Here is a 12,888-nt window from a genome sequence, read left to right as displayed (position 1 = left end):
TCCCGGGCAGACACCAAAGTCCGTGTGTGGAATGAGCGCGCATATAGAGGGGAAGCGCGACAAACGCAAGCGGCGTCGCGTCGCTCGACTCAGCGTGCGGCGATCAGCGCATCAGTGCCGATCATGGCGCCGCCTGCGAACCTGTTTATCAGGCGCATGCGCTTCGTTGTCCTGAACCAGCCCGAGGCCCGCCCGGAAAGTGCGGCATAGACACCCATGGTGGCGATATTGACGCTGATCACCACGAGCAGCCCGTCGCCGAAGGTCATCGTATCCAGGTCGAGGATCAGCGGCATTATGGAAGCGTGGAACAGAATTGCCTTGGGGTTGCCCAGCGCGATGGACGCGCCGAGCAAAAACGATCGGGACAGCCTCGGCTGCGCTTGCAGGCCATCGGGTTGCGCGGCGGCCGACCGCCACATCCTGATGCCGAGAAAGACCAGATAGGCGGCACCCGCATATTTCAGGGCGAGAAAAACCCATTCGAAGGTCTGTGCCAACGCCACAAGGCCGAGCAGCGCCAAGGTGACCAGCACCGCGTCGCCGGCGGCGACGCCGACACCGGCCATGAAGGCGCGAACGAAGCCACGCGAGATCCCGTTGGTGATGACAGCAAACATCGCAGGGCCGGGCGTGGCCGCAGCGATCATGATCGCGGCACAATAAGCCAGAAATGCCGTCAACGTCATGGTTGTATCTTCCCGTTTGGCACCCGGACGCGCCTGAAAATCGCGACGATCTCTTCGCGGCTGCATTCGATTGCGCCTAGCCGTACCGCACGGTCGCGCTCGAAGCCGGTGATATCGTAATGCGGCGCAGAAGTCTTCGGCGGTCCCTGGTAGGATGAGCGTTTTAGGCCGAGCTTGGCGGCAAAGCGGTGCAACTCGTCGGTGTCGTCGGCGAGCAGATGGCACCAGCGATGGCCGGCCCATTTCCAGATCGCCGCATCGACATAGACAGCCATCGGGTTTGCAGCACTCCAACCGACGTCACCGGCCCGTTCACAGTCGCCCGGGCCGGAGTGAAGTCAGCGATGATAGAAGGGATTCGGATAGGAAATGAAGCCGCCAGCGGCATCGACCTCGGTCACGATCTTCGTCACGGCGTCCTGCATGCGTGAGCGCAACAAGGCGAGCGCCTCGTCGACCGAGCCGTCATAAGCGTGCAATCCCAACGGCTCCGGCACGCGGATATGGGCGCAGCGCGGCCCGGCAGGCTGCGGGACGAAGCGGTTGATCGTGTCGCGCAATGAGCCCTTGCAATAATCGTTGCGGAGACGCTTCAGATGCTCGGCGATCTCTTCCTGGGTGATGGTCGCATTGACGAAGGCCCATGAGCCGACGCGCTGAATGCGCTGGATCGTTTCGGTCAGTTTTCGCACGCCTTTCTGCGCATCAGCACCGGCCTTTCCGTCGCGCAGCCAGCGGCGTGAACGCCGCAGCAGTTCGGCCAGGTCGAGGCCGGCATCGGCCGCAACGTCTTCCGCGAGTCGCTTGCCAAGCTCGGTCAGCACTCGTTGCTGGCGGACAGCATAGGGAACGCTCTCCTGCGCCGTCACGCCGCAGGCCTGTTCGTCGCGGGACAACAGGGTTGAATAGAGGCGATAGACGCGCTCCGGCAGCGGGCCGTTTGCGGCGCCTTCGATTTTCAGACTTTTCTCGACATAGGCGCATTCCCTGGCAAGCGCCCGCTCGACATTACCGGTGAAAGCGAGCTTCCACACCACCGGGGCGACCCAGACCTTGAAATCCGTGTTCGTCTCGCGGCCGCGCGGCAGCGCCGCGAGCCCCATCTCCACCGCGCCGGGAAGCAGCGGCGCGACATAATTGCCGTGCCAGCCGACGCTGCCTTCCGGGTGAAGCAACACCCCATAGCCTTTCAGCGCCCAGTCGACCGAATGCGCCTTGGCGGCTTCGCTGTTGCCCGGGATCTGCGCGATCAGATTGTTGGCCAGCCAGAATTTCTGCATCAGCCGGCCAAGCCCGTTGACCACGCCATGCGTGGCCCAGGACGCGGCAAGCGGGCTGACGCGCGAGACGATCTCCTTGTCGATCATCCAGTCGGTGAAGAATTCCGGATGGTTGGGCGTGATGAACGTCGCTTGCCCCTCGCCGCAGCAGGCCTGCAGCCGTTGTTGGTCGGCGGCGGGAAAGTCGATGTGGCGGACATTGGCGACGCCGCGCAGGCCGGCGAGCCTGTTGAACGGCAACAAATCACGGAGCCCGGGAACGCCATGCAGCATGACGATGCGGTTGACGATCGTCATTACATTGATCAGCGCCGGATTGGGTCGCGGCGCCACGAACACGTCGATCCTGCCCAAGCCTCTCCCCCGAAATGCCTTCAGGAAAGCTGGGACAGGATTGCGGCGCCTTCAAGTCAGGCCGCCGCGGCACGCCGCTTTGTGGTTAACCCGCTGCTATTTCGAGGCCGGGCAAGGCTTGGCCTGATCGAACAGCGACAGGTTCACCAATTTGCCGGTCATCGAGAAGTCGCCATAGTCCATGACGAGATCGCGCGTGATGCCGTTCTCATGCAGCTTGAAGCTGATCCGGTACTCCGGCACTTCCTCGCCGCCTTTGCCGGTATCGTCGAAATAAGCGATGTCGACCGGCCAGTACTTGTCGGTGGCGAGCTTGGCGAGCGCCGGCGCCTCCGGGTCGGACTTCTCCGCGTCGGCCTTCTTGCCGACGACGACGGTGGTCGTCATCACCTTATTGGCGTCCTCGGAGCCGTCGAACAGATTGGTCTGATAGAAGTTCTCGCCCTTTTCGGCCTTGCCGATCAACTCGACCAGATGCTGGGTCGGGAATTGCGTGGCGGCGAGTTCCAGCGTGTTCTTCTCGGGCTTGTCGATATCGACCTTGAGGCCTTTCGCCCCCCTGGTCGCCATGCCCTTGACCTCCTTGTCGAGGTTCTGGTCGACGAAGGATTTCGTCACGAAGGAGAAGGTCTTGCCCTCGGCGTCCTCGAACGTCGTCGTCTGCTGGTCTGTCAGCCTGGTGGTTTCGCTGGTGACGATCTGGGTGACGAAGCGGAACTTCACCGTGTAGCCCTCGCAGGCAGAGCCGTTGAACTCATACACCATGCGGCCGGAAATGCCGGTGATGCCCGAGCGGTCGGACGCTTTGTTGAGGGTAAGGTCGTAGACGGCGCGGTGCGCTTGCAGCGCGGGCACGGCAAACGCCGGAGCCATGGGGATGGTCATCGAAAGCAAGGCGGCGGAAAGGAAAAGGCGCGTCACGCGCATGAAGTGCTCCGATCGTCGCGACCGATGGCAGGCCGCAGGGAAAGATGGTCCAGCTTAAAAAAAGTCGTGGCGGAAGCGAGGCAAAAATAGCAATTTCGGCCCGGCCAGCGCGGCGCCTTCCAGCAATAGGGAAAACCAATGAGCGAAACAATCGAAAAGCGGCTAAGCGATCTCGGCGTCACCATTCCGGCCGCCGCCGCGCCCGCTGCCAACTATGTGCCCTACTGCCGGACCGGCAACACGCTGTTCACCGCCGGTCAACTGCCGCTGAAGGACGGCAAGCTGCAGGCAAGTGGGCTGCTCGGCAGCGACATCGACACCGCTGCCGGCAAGGAAGGGGCGAAATTCTGCGCCATCAACATCCTGGCGCAGGCCAAGGCGGCGCTCGGCGATCTCGAGAAGATCCGCCGGCTGGTCAAGATCACGGTCTTCGTCGCCTCGGCGCCGAATTTCGTAGAGCAGCATCTGGTCGCCAACGGCGCCTCCGACTTCCTGGTCGCAGCTCTAGGCGAGCGCGGCAAGCATGCCCGCTCCGCCGTCGGCACCGCCTCGCTGCCGCTTAACGCCGCAGTGGAAATCGAAGCGATCTTCGAAGTCGAGTGAACGAGCCTGACATGACCGACCTTTCCTGGCTGATTGCCCGCCCGGTCGCGCATCGCGGCTTCCACGACATGAACAAGACGCGCTGGGAGAACACGCTATCGGCCTTGGCCGCAGCGGCCGAGCGTGGCTACGCGATCGAATGCGACGTGCATCTCTCGTCCGACGGCGTGCCGGTCATCATCCATGACGGCGATCTGAAACGGCTGACCGGCGAGGACGGCTTCGTCTGGCAGCGCACCGCGGCCGAGCTGACGACGCTCAAGGTGGGCGGCACCAAGGACCACGTGCCGACACTGCAGGAAGCGCTCGACCTAGTGGACGGCCGGGTGCCGCTGGTGGTCGAGCTGAAAGGCGTTGCCGGCCACGACAACGGGCTGGTGGCGAGCGTCGGCAGGCTGCTCAAGCGCTACAAGGGCTATGTGGCGATCATGTCGTTCGACCACTGGCTGATCCGCGATTTCGCCAAGGATGCGCCGGGCATTCCCGGCGGGCTGACCGCTTATGGCAAGGACAACCAGCTGATCGAGGCGCATTTTGCCATGCTGGCGCACAACCTCGCCTTCACCTCCTATGCCGCCGGGGACCTACCGAACCCGTTCGTCAGCTTCGTGCGCGAGAAGCTCAGGATGCCGGTCATCACCTGGACCGTGCATGACCAGCCGGCGGTCGACCTCACCTTCAAATATGCCGACCAGATGACCTTCGAGGGTTTCGAACCCAATCTCGTGAAGGTAGTGTGAGCAGGCTTGCACGCGCCGGCACGCAACTTAAATAAGGTCCATGGATCAAGGGGACGACTGCGAGAGGCAAGCGGCTGACACGGAGTATGCGATCCGTGTCGCCGCCGGGATCGGCGCCTTCACCCAGGAGGAGTGGAACGGCTTCGCCGGGACCACGCGCGACGACAAGGAAAACGGCTACAACCCGCTGGTTTCATTCGCCTTTCTGAGCGCGCTGGAGGACTCCGGCTGCGCCATCCGGCGCACCGGTTGGCAGGGCCACCACCTCAGGCTCGAGAATGCGCAAGGCAGGCTGCTGGGCGCCGTGCCCTGCTATCTCAAGTCGCACAGCCAGGGCGAGTACGTTTTCGATCACGGCTGGTCCGACGCCTTCGAGCGGGCCGGCGGGCGCTATTATCCGAAGCTGCAATGTTCCGTGCCATTCACGCCGGTCACCGGCCCTCGCCTGCTGGTCGGCAAGGCCGAGGACGCGAGCGCGGTGAAGGCTGGCCTCGCCGCCGGCCTCAAGATGGTGACAGACAGGCTTGGCGTCTCCTCCGCGCATGTCACTTTCGCGGCGGAGCCTGACGTCGCGACGCTGGAGGCGGCCGGCTTTCTGCACCGAACCGACCAGCAGTTCCATTTCTTCAACGAAGGCTTTTCGAACTATGACGACTTCCTCGCTACGCTTGCCTCGCGCAAGCGCAAGGCGATGAAGAAGGAGCGGCGCGAGGCGCTGGTCGAGGGCATAAGCATCGACTGGCTGACCGGCAAGGACATCACCGAACGCGCCTGGGACGATTTCTTCGGCTTCTACATGGATACCGGCAGCCGGAAATGGGGCCGGCCCTATCTCAACCGCCAGTTCTTCTCGCTGATCGGCGAGCGCATGGCCGACGATATCCTTCTGGTGATGGCCAAGCGCAACGGCCGCTACATCGCCGGCGCCATCAACTTCATCGGCTCCGACGCGCTCTACGGCCGCAACTGGGGCTGCATCGAGGACTACCCCTTCCTGCATTTCGAGGTTTGCTACCATCAGGCGATCGACTTTGCGATCGACCGCAAGCTGAAGGTGGTGGAGGCTGGCGCGCAAGGCGAGCACAAGCTGGCGCGCGGCTATCAGCCGGTGACCATGCATTCGGCGCACTACATTGCCCATCCCGGCCTGCGCAACGCCGTTGCCGACTATCTGCGACGCGAGCGGCGCGAGGTCGAGCGGATGGGCGAATATCTCGAAGAGCACACGCCGTTCCGCAAGGATCTTGAGGAATAGGCCCCTCTTCCCGAGTTTACCGAGCGAGCGAAATCCGCTAGACACAACCTGGGATATGGGTTGCCTCGGCGCCCGGGGGAAGCATGTGGGGTTTGGCATCCTTGGACGCCGGGCAATGGCTCGGCGTAGTAGGTCTCTTGATCGTCCTGCCGCTGGTCGCGTGGTTCGAGCGCAGGCCGGCGACATGGCATCTTGGCTTCGCGACGGTCATTCTCTTCTTCGGCCTTACACATCTCTTGCTGCCGGGGAGGACCAGGGCGCTGTGGACGACGCTCGCGCTGGCGGCGACGATAGGAGCCGTCTCCAAGCTCAAGTACCGTCAGCTCGGCTTCAACCTGCTGGCGGGCGATCTCTACCACCTCGCCCCAAGCAGCTTTCGCGGCGTGCTTGCCGACCATGCCCGGGTAATCGTCCCCGCTCTTTTCGGCATGGCTGTCATCGCAGCGCTGACCGTCACCATCGACATGATGCTGGACGAGCCCGCGAGGCCGCTGCCGATCCGCCTTGCGGTATTCGGCGCTGCCGCCTGCTTTTACCTGATCACTTTCCGCTCGAGCGGCGGCACATCGCGTTTCAGGTTCCAGTTGCTGACACAGGACCGTGCCCACCTTTCGGCCTTCGTCGCTTCCCTGTTCGGCGCCGGACCGTCGCGGCGGCCTGCCTTTGTCGACATCGACGCCGAGCCGTTGCCGTTGCTGCCGCCGGTACCGGCGAAGCAGCCGTCGGGCGAGCCGTTGCCGCACATCATCATGATCCTGCATGAATCGACCTTCGACCCGCGGCGCTTCGGCCTGCCGATCGGCGAGGCGTTCCAGCGCTTCTTCTCCCCGCCCGGCGGCCTCTCCGGCACGCTCAATGTCGAGGTCTTCGGCGGCAGCTCGCTGCAGAGCGAATTCTCCATCCTGACAGGGTTGTCGACGCGGTCGTTCGGCACCGACAGTCGCTACGTCTTCCATCTCCTTGACGGGCGCATCCGTCATTCGCTTCCGCCTTACCTGTCGGCTATCGGCTACAGCCTTTCCTATCTGAGCTGCGACGGACCATCTTTCCTCAATCGCGGCAGTTTCTATAGATCCATCGGGCTCGACGATGTCGCTTACGCCGAAACCTTGCCGCTGCCATTCGATGGCGAGCGCTGGCGACGCGAGCATCATGACGAGCAGCTTTATGACCATGCGCTTGGCCTGTTCCAGAAACAGGCGGCGGGTGGCGAACCCTGCTTCCTGTCGATCTCGACGCTGATGAACCATGGCGATCATCGCCGCCGCGTCTTTCCCGAAGACCATCATGCCGGGCTTCGCCGCGAAGCGGACGCCGCCGTCGGCAGCGCGGAGTATGGCGAATACGTGGTCCGGCTCGCGGAAACAGTCGGCGCCTACGACGCATTCCGCGCCAAGCTGGACGCGATCCTGGACGGCCATCCCGCGATCATCGTGCGTTTTGGCGACCATCAGCCCTCGTTCACCGCCGCCATGAGCGGCAGGCCGCCTTCGGACCCGGCGCTTTACGAAAGCTTCTATGCGATCGAGGCGATGAATTGCGCGCTGCCGCCGGACCTTGCGGCGCCGCTGGCGCTCGACGTGGCCTATTTGTCCACGCTCGCGCTGCAGGCCGCGGGCATGCCCCTCGATCCGGTCTTTGCCACGCGCGCTGCATTGTTGCGGGACAATCCGGCCATCTATTTCGACCCCGCCTCGACGCGAAAGCGGCGCTTCCACCGGGCGCTGGTCGAAGCGGGCATGGTCGATCTGAGCTGACTTTGCCTTGCCGCGCCATCGCGGCTTCGCTACACGAGGCGGGACATCATGATCAGGAGCGCGCCATGGCCGATTACGATCCCGGCAATATTTTCGCGAAAATCCTGCGCGGTGAGATTCCCTCGCACCGCGTCTATGAGGATGATGCCGTCATCGCTTTCATGGATGTGATGCCGCAAGGGATCGGCCACACGCTGGTGGTGCCGAAGGCGCCGTCGCGCAACATCCTCGACGCCGACCCGGCAACGCTCGGTCCGCTGTTTGCCGCCGCGCAGAAACTGGCCGCGGCAGTGAAGAAGGCGTTCAACGCCGACGGCGTCACCCTGATGCAATTCAACGAATCGGCCTCCGGGCAGACTGTCTACCACCTCCATGTCCATGTCATCCCGCGCTTCGACGGCGTGCCGCTGAAGCCGCATTCCGGGCAGATGGAGAAGCCGGAGGTGCTGGCCGAGAACGCCGGCAAGATCCGCGCGGCACTGAGAAATTGAAGCTCGCACTTCCGCCGACATTGAAGGCCTATCGATAGCCCCGGACCGACGAACCCGATTCGGTTTGCCGCGGGAACCTCCGTGCGTTTTTTCGGGTCTAGCCGGTCGCGTGCAGCGCCGGATGTGAACGTTTGCACTCGAATCGTCTGGTTAAAGCATGTCTCCCGAAAGTGGGAACCGGTTTCGGGATAAAGGCATGCGCAAAATCAAAAACCTAAAGCGCATGGAGCGAATCTGAAAGATCGCGACGCGCTTTAGGAAATATCGAACCATCTCGCTGTAAAACGCTGAGGCAGTGGCGAGCTATTGGGTCTCAAACCATGGAAAATTCGGTTGCGACGTCGACCCCCCTTGCGAGGACGGCTGTCGGACGTGCTTTTCTGATTGACCTGGCGGACGCCTTTCGGCGGCACCGGCTGCTGCACGCCATGGCCGTCGGTGCCCTGCTTCTGGCAACACTGATCGGCATGCATACCGGAAACATGCCGGATTTCAGCGTGCTGGAGGAATACGCTCAGTACCTTTTCATCGCTTTCTGGATCTGCGGCTGCGTCTTTGCGCTTGGAATCTTTCTCCACCTTGCGCTGGTCAAGCGGGATACCGAACCGCTCGGTACCTTCCTGAAATCTCTGGGCAGCTTTTTCGGCGACGCCGAACGCACTGCCAACAGCCTGAATGGCCTGGCCGCGAGCATCGCCTTCATATCCGCCGTCGGTGTGCTGAAAGGAGCCATCGCAATCCTCTCCCCATTTGCATGGGACAAGGCGCTGGCTCACGCCGATCGGATCCTGCATTTCGGCCGAGCACCGGACGAATGGCTATGGTTTGTCGTCCAGTCGCCATTTGCATTGAGGATGCTCAATATCGCGTACAATTTCTGGTTCATCGTGCTCATCGCCACGGTTTTCACAGCCTGCACCACACGCAACGATACGAAGCTGCGTCATCAGTTCCTGATGAGCTTCATGCTGATATGGACGCTTGGCGGCTTCTTCCTGGCGATGGGGCTGTCGTCGGCAGGGCCGTGCTTTTACGAGCGACTGGGGCTCGGCGGTGACTTTCGTCCCCTCATGCAAGCGCTCGCCGCCGCCGATCGCATCTATCCGATCTGGGCGCTCAGCACGCAGGACATGCTATGGAGCGGCTATACCGGCGCGACCAATGGCAGTATCGGAATATCCGCTTTCCCATCCATGCACGTGGCGATGGCGGTGCTTTTCTCTCTTTACGCAACGCGCCGCTCCCGGCTGGCCGGCATCCTGATGTGGGCATTCGCCGGTATGATAATGGTCGGCTCGGTCGTGCTTGGCTGGCACTATGCCATCGACGGCTACGCGGGTGCGCTCATATCGACAATGATCTGGAAGGCATGCGGATATCTTCAGACACGCTTCGCGCCGGGCGGCGTTGCCTGACGTCTGCAACCAGCAAGGCATGAAATGAAAAGTTCCGTCTTTGGGGGCTTTTTGATCTTCAGGTCTTCCAGCCCGGCAGTCGCGGCATCGGGCTGCGCTGGTTGCCGTCCTTGTCCCTTGCTCGCATTTGCGCCAGCTTCCGGAAGGCCAGCGGTTCTGGTCCGGCCTCGAGCCGGTGCCGGATCGCCCCGGCGCACTCGGCCGGATTTTGCCGCGACGTATCGACCTCCAGATCGTAAATGCCTGGCCTGTGCACCTCTTCCTGCCAACGGCGAACGGGCAGCGGCACCGGATCGCCAACGGAGCCGCTCACATAAGCTCCGTCCGCTCCACTAGCGGAACGCCTTTGCAGGATCACCTCGATCGGACAGCGGACGCCGACGAACAGGACCGGCAGCCCGGCCAGACGCCGGGCGCAATCGGAAAGGATGTCGAGCGGCCTCGAATAGGCATCGTGGTGACCGACATCGGTGACGACATTCAGCGCCAGCCGGCTGTGTGCCGCGATGGAGTCATAAAGCGCGGCGTAGATGCGCGGCACAAGGGCCTCGAGATCGGGTCGTTCGCCGCCGGGGCGCAGGCCAATGCCCGGACGCAGTCGCGGCGGCGTGATTTGCGCGCAGGCATCGACGCCGAAATTGATCCAAACGCCATCGAACATGTCTTGGATCGCGGCGGCAATGCTCGACTTTCCGGAGCGCGGCGCGCCGTTCAGAATGATGATTTGCCCAGCCGCCACGTTCGGGTTCCTCCCAACGAAAAAAGCCCCGGGGCCGGGGCTTTTTTTGACTTCAATGCATGTCGCCCAAAAAGTGTGCAGCCGTTTTGGGAGAACGACATGCATCAAAACAAACACCTAAAGCGCGTCGCCTGAATCCATTTCGACGCGACGCGCTTTAGGCCGATCAGCCCTTGCGGGGCAGTTGCGGGACCAGGCTTCGCTTGCCGCCGTCCTTGCCCTTCGATTCCGGCTTCCGCGCCACCGCCTTCTTGGCGGCGGGCTTCTTCGCCGCTGCCTTCCTTGGCTTCGGCGAGTCCTCCGGCTCTTCCTTCTTCGGCTTCACCGGGGCTTCGTCGGCGAGCGACTCGAGCTTCAGGCCGGTTTCGCCGGTCTCCTTCTTCTCGACAGTGACGCGCACCGTGCCGCCCTTCTTCAGCTTACCGAACAGCACCTCGTCGGCCAGCGGCTTCTTGATGTGCTCCTGGATGACGCGGCCGAGCGGACGCGCGCCCATGCGCTCGTCGTAACCCTTGTCGGCCAGCCAGGCGATCGCTTCCGGCGACAGGTCGAAGGTGACGCCACGCTCGGAAAGCTGCGCTTCCAGCTGCATGACGAACTTCTGCACAACCTGGTGGATGACCGGCACCGGCAGCGAGCTGAACGGGATGATCGCATCAAGACGGTTGCGGAACTCCGGGGTGAACAGCCGGTTGATAGCCTCGACGTCGTCGCCCTCGCGCTTGGTCGAGCCGAAGCCGATCGCCGCACGCTGCGCATCGGAAGCACCCGCATTGGTGGTCATGATCAGGATGACATTGCGGAAATCGATCTGCTTGCCGTTGTGGTCGGTCAGCTTGCCGTGGTCCATCACCTGCAACAGGATGTTGAACAGGTCGGGATGCGCCTTCTCGACCTCGTCGAGCAGGAGCACGCAGTGCGGATGCTGGTCGACCCCGTCGGTAAGCAGGCCGCCCTGGTCGAAGCCGACATAGCCGGGAGGCGCGCCGATCAGCCGCGAGACGGTGTGGCGTTCCATGTATTCCGACATGTCGAAGCGCAGCAGCTCCACACCGAGCGAGGCCGCGAGCTGCTTGGCCACTTCCGTCTTGCCGACGCCGGTTGGTCCTGAGAACAGGTAGGAGCCGATCGGCTTCTCCGGCTCGCGCAGACCGGCCCGCGCCAGCTTGATCGCCGACGTCAGCGCGGTGATGGCGGTGTCCTGACCGTAGACGACGCGCTTCAGCTCGATATCGAGACCCTGAAGCACCTTCTCGTCGTCGGCCGAAACCGTCTTCGGCGGAATGCGCGCCATGGTGGCGATCGTCGCTTCGATCTCCTTGATGCCGATCGTCTTCTTGCGCTTGGCCTCCGGCACCAGCATCTGCGAGGCGCCGGTCTCGTCGATCACGTCGATCGCCTTGTCCGGCAGCTTGCGGTCGTTGATGTAGCGCGCCGAGAGCTCGACCGAGGCCTTGATCGCCTCGCTCGTGTAGCGGACCTTGTGGAACTCCTCGAAATAGGGCTTCAGGCCCTTCATGATCGCGATGGCGTCCTCGATGGTCGGCTCATTGACGTCGATCTTCTGGAAACGCCGCACCAGCGCGCGGTCCTTCTCGAAGAACTGGCGGAACTCCTTGTAGGTGGTCGAGCCGATGCAGCGGATCGCGCCGGACGACAGCGCCGGCTTCAACAGGTTCGACGCATCCATGGCGCCACCGGAGGTGGCCCCAGCGCCGATCACGGTGTGGATCTCGTCGATGAACAGCACCGCGCCGGGATAGTCCTCGAGCTCCTTGACGACCTGCTTCAGCCGCTCCTCGAAGTCGCCGCGATAGCGCGTGCCGGCCAGCAGCGTGCCCATGTCGAGCGCGAAGATGGTGGCGTCCTGCAGCACCTCCGGCACATCGCCTTCGACGATGCGCTTGGCAAGGCCCTCGGCGATCGCCGTCTTGCCGACGCCGGGGTCGCCGACATAGAGCGGGTTGTTCTTGGAGCGGCGGCACAGCACCTGGATGGTGCGGTTGATCTCGCTCTCGCGGCCGATCAGCGGATCGATCTTGCCGGCCTTGGCCTTGTTGTTGAGGTTGATGCAGTAAGCCGTCAGCGCGTCCTGCGGCTTCTTCTTGCCGCCGTCCTCCTGCGGCTCGGCCCCATTCTGGCCGCCCTGCTCGTCCTCGGCGCCGCGCGGCGTGCGCGACTCCGAAGCGCCGGGGCGCTTGGCGATGCCGTGCGAGATGTAGTTGACCGCATCGTAGCGGGTCATCTGCTGCTCCTGCAGGAAATAGGCGGCGTGGCTTTCACGCTCGGCAAAGATGGCGACGAGCACGTTGGCGCCGGACACTTCCTCGCGACCGGACGATTGCACATGGATGACGGCGCGCTGGATGACGCGCTGGAACCCGGCGGTCGGCTTGGAATCCTCGTCGTAACCGGTGACGAGGTTGTCGAGCTCGGTGTCGATATAGGTGAGAACGGTGTGCTTGAGCTCGTCGAGATCGACATTGCAAGCGCGCATGACGGCGGCCGCCTCGGTATCGTCGATGAGCGCGAGCAGCAAATGTTCGAGCGTTGCATATTCGTGATGCCGCTCGTTGGCGAATGTCAGCGCCTGATGTAGCGCCTTTTCCAGGCCTTGGGAGAAAGCCGGCATGTTACC

Annotated in this window: 12 protein-coding genes; 6 read left to right on the top strand and 6 right to left on the bottom strand. The window is 63.0% G+C overall.

Annotated features, from left to right (window positions below):
* Positions 1-89: 89 nt before the first annotated feature.
* The 4 genes from EH240_RS18525 to EH240_RS18510 all read right to left on the bottom strand — a co-directional run bounded on the left by EH240_RS18525 (position 90) and on the right by EH240_RS18510 (position 3,250).
* A complete protein-coding gene (locus EH240_RS18525) occupies positions 90-689 on the bottom strand; it encodes a LysE family translocator (protein ID WP_125000927.1) in 600 nt (199 codons plus the stop codon).
* The gene (locus EH240_RS18520) at positions 686-964 is read right to left on the bottom strand and encodes a DUF4031 domain-containing protein (RefSeq protein WP_125000924.1); all 279 of its coding nucleotides are present in this window, start codon (positions 962-964) and stop codon (positions 686-688) included. The genes EH240_RS18525 and EH240_RS18520 overlap by 4 nt, the downstream gene beginning before the upstream one ends.
* A 63-nt stretch (positions 965-1,027) precedes the next feature.
* On the bottom strand, positions 1,028-2,323 hold the full coding sequence (locus EH240_RS18515) for a hypothetical protein (protein ID WP_125000921.1): 1,296 nt from the start codon (positions 2,321-2,323) through the stop codon (positions 1,028-1,030).
* A 96-nt stretch (positions 2,324-2,419) separates the two neighbouring features.
* A complete protein-coding gene (locus EH240_RS18510; RefSeq protein WP_125000918.1) occupies positions 2,420-3,250 on the bottom strand; it encodes a cell envelope integrity EipB family protein in 831 nt (276 codons plus the stop codon).
* A gap of 138 nt (positions 3,251-3,388) precedes the next feature.
* Between EH240_RS18510 and EH240_RS18505 the strand changes: the two genes are divergently transcribed.
* From EH240_RS18505 to EH240_RS18480, 6 genes are all read left to right on the top strand, one after another.
* On the top strand, positions 3,389-3,853 hold the full coding sequence (locus EH240_RS18505; RefSeq protein ID WP_125000916.1) for a RidA family protein: 465 nt from the start codon (positions 3,389-3,391) through the stop codon (positions 3,851-3,853).
* A gap of 11 nt (positions 3,854-3,864) precedes the next feature.
* Entirely contained in the window at positions 3,865-4,593 is a 729-nt protein-coding gene (locus tag EH240_RS18500; RefSeq protein ID WP_125000913.1) for a glycerophosphodiester phosphodiesterase, read from the top strand.
* A 40-nt stretch (positions 4,594-4,633) separates the two neighbouring features.
* Complete coding sequence (locus EH240_RS18495; RefSeq protein ID WP_125000910.1) at positions 4,634-5,848, top strand: GNAT family N-acetyltransferase; 1,215 nt, start codon at positions 4,634-4,636, stop codon at positions 5,846-5,848.
* 92 nt (positions 5,849-5,940) lie between these two features.
* A complete protein-coding gene (locus tag EH240_RS18490; RefSeq protein WP_125000907.1) occupies positions 5,941-7,605 on the top strand; it encodes a sulfatase-like hydrolase/transferase in 1,665 nt (554 codons plus the stop codon).
* Positions 7,606-7,670: 65 nt separating this feature from the next.
* Positions 7,671-8,096, top strand: coding sequence for an HIT family protein (locus tag EH240_RS18485; RefSeq protein WP_125000904.1), 426 nt, complete (start codon positions 7,671-7,673; stop codon positions 8,094-8,096).
* A 320-nt stretch (positions 8,097-8,416) separates the two neighbouring features.
* Positions 8,417-9,511, top strand: coding sequence for a phosphatase PAP2 family protein (locus tag EH240_RS18480; protein WP_245436179.1), 1,095 nt, complete (start codon positions 8,417-8,419; stop codon positions 9,509-9,511).
* 58 nt (positions 9,512-9,569) lie between these two features.
* Here the strand turns inward: EH240_RS18480 and EH240_RS18475 are convergent, their stop codons facing one another.
* Positions 9,570-10,250: a chloramphenicol phosphotransferase CPT family protein gene (locus EH240_RS18475; RefSeq protein WP_245436177.1), complete on the bottom strand. Its 681-nt coding sequence runs from the start codon at positions 10,248-10,250 to the stop codon at positions 9,570-9,572.
* A gap of 166 nt (positions 10,251-10,416) precedes the next feature.
* Positions 10,417-12,882 carry an ATP-dependent Clp protease ATP-binding subunit ClpA gene (clpA, locus tag EH240_RS18470; protein WP_125000898.1) on the bottom strand — a complete coding sequence of 822 codons (2,466 nt, stop codon included), beginning with the start codon at positions 12,880-12,882 and terminating at the stop codon, positions 10,417-10,419.
* Positions 12,883-12,888: the final 6 nt, after the last annotated feature.

This window comes from Mesorhizobium tamadayense (genome assembly GCF_003863365.1).
Lineage (GTDB): Bacteria > Pseudomonadota > Alphaproteobacteria > Rhizobiales > Rhizobiaceae > Mesorhizobium > Mesorhizobium tamadayense.
This window is presented reverse-complemented; position numbering and strand designations above follow the sequence as displayed.